General features: G+C 56.6%; 1 protein-coding gene and 2 rRNA genes. All 3 read left to right on the top strand.

The genetic code is table 11. The features are described 5' to 3' along the window. The first annotated feature begins 315 nt into the window (after positions 1–315). A 16S ribosomal RNA gene (locus tag ACJMNB_RS08515) occupies positions 316–1,844 on the top strand. 13 nt (positions 1,845–1,857) lie between these two features. Next, complete coding sequence (locus ACJMNB_RS08510; protein ID WP_405341390.1) at positions 1,858–2,115, top strand: hypothetical protein; 258 nt, start codon at positions 1,858–1,860, stop codon at positions 2,113–2,115. Positions 2,116–2,247: 132 nt separating this feature from the next. After that, a 23S ribosomal RNA gene (locus tag ACJMNB_RS08505) occupies positions 2,248–5,070 on the top strand; the annotation flags it as partial.

Genomic DNA, 5,070 nt, shown 5'->3' with positions numbered 1-5,070 from the left:
GCTGCCCTGCGGTGCCGGGCTTCAAGGTTTGAGACTGTTTCGGTTTGAGTCTTTTCTGATTTTTGCCGGGTCTTGTTTCTTGTTGTTTCGGACGGTTGCGGCGCGGCGGTTTGAGAACTCAAGAGCGTGTTTGTACTACTTTTTATGCTTAAGTAAGATGTCAGTGCGGTGCCTGCCCGGTTTTCGGGTGCCCGAGGGGGCTTGATTGGCATCGCGTTTAAGTGCGGAATCCGGTTCGGTTTTCGGATCGGGTTTTGTCTTTTTCTTTAATTTGTTTTTTGGAGAGCTTTTTTCGGGCTTTTCCGCATATTGTTTTTTGTGGAGGGTTTGATTCTGGCTCAGGACGAACGCTGGCGGCGTGCTTAACACATGCAAGTCGAACGGGATCCGCTTTAACTTCGGTTTTGGCGGTGAGAGTGGCGAACGGGTGAGTAATGCGTGACTAACCTGCCCCGTTCTCCGGAATAGCATTCGGAAACGGGTGGTAATACCGGATGTTCCGGCCTTTCGCATGATTGGCCGGGAAAGGGTTTTGCCGGAACGGGATGGGGTCGCGTCCTATCAGCTTGTTGGCGGGGTAACGGCCTGCCAAGGCTTCGACGGGTAGCCGGCCTGAGAGGGCGACCGGCCACATTGGGACTGAGATACGGCCCAGACTCCTACGGGAGGCAGCAGTGGGGAATATTGCACAATGGGCGAAAGCCTGATGCAGCGACGCCGCGTGCGGGATGACGGCCTTCGGGTTGTAAACCGCTTTTGTTGGGGAGCAAGCTTTTTGTGAGTGTACCTTTCGAATAAGCACCGGCTAACTACGTGCCAGCAGCCGCGGTAATACGTAGGGTGCAAGCGTTGTCCGGAATTATTGGGCGTAAAGGGCTCGTAGGCGGTTCGTCGCGTCTGGTGTGAAAGTTCACTGCTTAACGGTGGATTTGCGCCGGGTACGGGCGGGCTGGAGTGCGGCAGGGGAGACTGGAATTCCCGGTGTAACGGTGGAATGTGTAGATATCGGGAAGAACACCAATGGCGAAGGCAGGTCTCTGGGCCGTTACTGACGCTGAGGAGCGAAAGCGTGGGGAGCGAACAGGATTAGATACCCTGGTAGTCCACGCCGTAAACGGTGGACGCTGGATGTGGGGCCCATTCCGCGGGTTCCGTGTCGGAGCTAACGCGTTAAGCGTCCCGCCTGGGGAGTACGGCCGCAAGGCTAAAACTCAAAGAAATTGACGGGGGCCCGCACAAGCGGCGGAGCATGCGGATTAATTCGATGCAACGCGAAGAACCTTACCAGGGCTTGACATGTTTCGGTTTGCCCCGGAGACGGGGTTTCCCTTCGGGGCCGTTTCACAGGTGGTGCATGGTCGTCGTCAGCTCGTGTCGTGAGATGTTGGGTTAAGTCCCGCAACGAGCGCAACCCTTGCCCTGTGTTGCCAGCGCGTTATGGCGGGAACTCACGGGGGACCGCCGGGGTTAACTCGGAGGAAGGTGGGGATGACGTCAGATCATCATGCCCCTTACGTCCTGGGCTTCACGCATGCTACAATGGCCGGTACAGCGGGTTGCGACGCGGCGACGCGGAGCGAATCCCTTAAAGCCGGTCTCAGTTCGGATCGGAGCCTGCAACTCGGCTCCGTGAAGGCGGAGTCGCTAGTAATCGCGGATCAGCACGCCGCGGTGAATGCGTTCCCGGGCCTTGTACACACCGCCCGTCAAGTCATGAAAGTGGGTAGCGCCCGAAGCCGGCGGCCTGACCTTTTTGGGGGGAGCCGTCTAAGGTGAGACTCGCGATTGGGACTAAGTCGTAACAAGGTAGCCGTACCGGAAGGTGCGGCTGGATCACCTCCTTTCTACGGAGTTTTTTTGGCGCGGTTTGCGCCGGTTTTTCTGCCTCATTTTGTTTTCTTTTTGTTTGTTTGGGGCTTGCTGACGCGGAAGGTTTTGCTTGGGCATGGTGCGAGCATGTTTTTGGGTTCCCGAGCCGTTTCGTTCGGCGAGGGTTTCCTCCGTTTGAGGCGGGGAGCGCGTTTTTTGCGTTTCTTGTTTTTTGCGGCGGGTTTGCGGTTTGATAACTGGACAGTGGACGCGAGCAATGCCGGTTTTGTGCCGGCGTTGCTGTGATTTTGTTTCGAGCTTCGCGCGGAACGCTTTCTTTTGACTGTGTTTTGCGCGTGGTTTTTTGATTCGATCGTTTAAGTGATCTATTTGTGTGATGATTTGTTGTCTTGGAATCGTTGCTTGGCTTTTTCCGGCTGTTTTGCCGGTAAGGGCGCACGGCGGATGCCTTGGCACACAGTACCGATGAAAGACGTGTGGGGCTGCGTTAAGCCTCGGGGAGCTGCCGACAGGGCTTTGATCCGAGGATTTCTGAATGGGGAGACCCGCCGCCTGTTATGGGGCGGCACCGCGCTTGTTTGCGCGGGGGGTACGCAGGGAAGTGAAACATCTCAGTACCTGCAGGAAAAGATATTCCGTGAGTAGTGGCGAGCGAAAGCGGATGACGGCTAAACCGGAGCTGCGGAATACCCGTCGGGGGTTGCGGTTTCGGTGTCGTGGGGGTTTTTGTTCCGCGTCCGACGGCGCGGAGCGGAGTGATAAAACGGCGTGACAGACGAACAGGTTTGAATTCCTGACCGAAGAGGGTGAAGGTCCCGTAGTCGAAATCATGCTGTCTCCGTATAGGATTTCCCAAGTAGCGCGGGCCTCGTGGAATCCCGCGCGAATCTGCCCGGACCGTCGGGTAAGCCTGAATATGCCTGTGTGACCGATAGCGTACCAGTACCGTGAGGGAAAGGTGAAAAGTACCCCGGGAGGGGAGTGAAACAGTTTCTGAAACCGTGCGCTTACGATCCGTCGGAGCCTTTCGGGGTGACGGCGTGCCTATCGAAAAATGAGTCTGCGAGTCAGTGATGCGTGGCAAGGTTAACCCGTGCGGGGGAGCCGTAGCGAAAGCGAGTCTTAACAGGGCGTTGTCAGTCGCGTGTTCTGGACCCGAAGCGGGATGATCTAGCCCAGTGCAGGGTGAAGCGCGGGTAAGACCGCGTGGAGGCCCGAACCCACTTAGGTTGAAAGCTGAGGGGATGACGTTGGGTTAGGGGTGAAAGGCCAATCAAATTCCGTGATAGCTGGTTCTCTCCGAAATGCATTTTGGTGCAGCGTCGAGTTATTGTCTGCGGGGGGTAGAGCTACCGGCTGCTTGCGGGCCCATTGCGGGTACCAATAGCAACCGAACTCCGAATACCCGTCAGGTTTATCTCGGCAGTGAGTCAGCGGGGGATAAGCTTCGCTGTCGAAAGGGAAACAGCCCGGACCGTCGTCTAAGGTCCCTAAGCGTGTGCTAAGTGGGAAAGGATGTGGAGTCGCCCTGACAGCCAGGAGGTTGGCTTAGAAGCAGCCATCCTTGAAAGAGTGCGTAACAGCTCACTGGTCTAGTGATTCCGCGCCGACAATGTAGCGGGGCTCAAGCACACCACCGAAGACGCGGCAATCGCTTTTTTAGGCGGTTGGGTAGGAGAGCGTTCCGCAACGGGGTGAAGCAGAGGCGCAAGCTTTCTGTGGACTTTGCGGAAGTGAGAATGCAGACATGAGTAGCGAGAGGCGGGTTACAATCCCGCCCGCCGGATGACTAAGGGTTCCGGGGCCACGTTCATCGTCCCCGGGTTAGTCGGGTCCTAAGGCGAGGCCGACAGGCGTAGTCGAACGGATGAAGGAGTTGATATTCTCCTACCGGTTTAAAACCGTCAAATCCGAGACGGGAGGCACTAACCATTGTCAGAGCGGGAGCAGGGCTTCGGTTTTGTTTTTGTTTTGTCGTTGGGATCTTCTCCCGCAGTAGGACAGCGCGTGGAGTGACACGGCGCGGCAGCCGTCCGCGGAGGTGGTTTTCCGTGGTTAAGCATGCAGGAGGCCGGGCAGGCAAATCCGCCCGGCGTTATATTCCTCAGGTGTGATGATGGGAAACGTTTTTGTTTCGATATTCGGCGCACCGTGCCGTCAAGAAAAGCTTCGGCGCGAGGTTTTATTCCGCCCGTACCCTAAACCGACACAGGTGGTCAGGCAGAGAATGCCGAGGCGATCGAGCGAATCCTGGTCAAGGAACTCGGCAAATTGCTCCCGTGCCTTCGGTATAAGGGAGACCCCGGTTCGTTAGGTTCACTTGCGGTTCCGAAGCGTTTCGGGGTGGCACAGGCCAGGGGGTAGCGACTGTTTACCAAAAACACAGGTGCATGCCAAGACGCAAGTCGCCGTATATGCACTGACGCCTGCCCGGTGCCGGAAGGTTAAGAGGATCCGTCATCCCGTTTTTGCGGGTGCAGCGGTGAATTTAAGCCCCGGTAAACGGCGGTGGTAACTATAACCATCCTAAGGTAGCGAAATTCCTTGTCGGGTAAGTTCCGACCTGCACGAATGGCGTAACGACTTCCCCGCTGTCTCGACCAGGAGCTCGGCGAAATTGCAGTACGAGTAAAGATGCTCGTTAAGCGCAGAAGGACGAAAAGACCCCGGGACCTTTACTATACCTTGGTATTGGTATTCGGTGCGGATTGTGTAGCATAGGCGGGAGACTTTGAGGCGCGGACGCCAGTTCGCGCGGAGTCGAAATATGAAATACCGCTCTGTTCTCATTGGATATCTAACCCTGGCAAGTCATCCTTGCCGGGAACAGTGCCTGGCGGGTAGTTTAACTGGGGCGGTTGCCTCCCAAAGAGTAACGGAGGCGCTCAAAGGTTCCCTCAGCCCGGTTGGCAATCGGGTGTTGAGTGTAATCGCACAAGGGAGCTTGACTGTGAGACTGACGGGTCGAGCAGGGACGAAAGTCGGAGATAATGATCCGGTGCCGGCGCACGGGCGCGGCATCGCTCAACGGATAAAAGGTACCCCGGGGATAACAGGCTGATCATTCCCAAGAGTCCATATCGACGGGATGGTTTGGCACCTCGATGTCGGCTCGTCGCATCCTGGGGCTGGAGAAGGTTCCAAGGGTTGGGCTGTTCGCCCATTAAAGCGGCACGCGAGCTGGGTTCAGAACGTCGTGAGACAGTTCGGTCTCTATCTATTGTGGGCGTAGGAAATTTG

The organism is Fibrobacter sp. (genome assembly GCF_045131395.1).
Classification (GTDB): Bacteria; Fibrobacterota; Fibrobacteria; order Fibrobacterales; family Fibrobacteraceae; genus Fibrobacter.
Note: the sequence above shows the minus strand (reverse complement) of the source record. Positions and strands in the feature narration are given on the sequence as shown.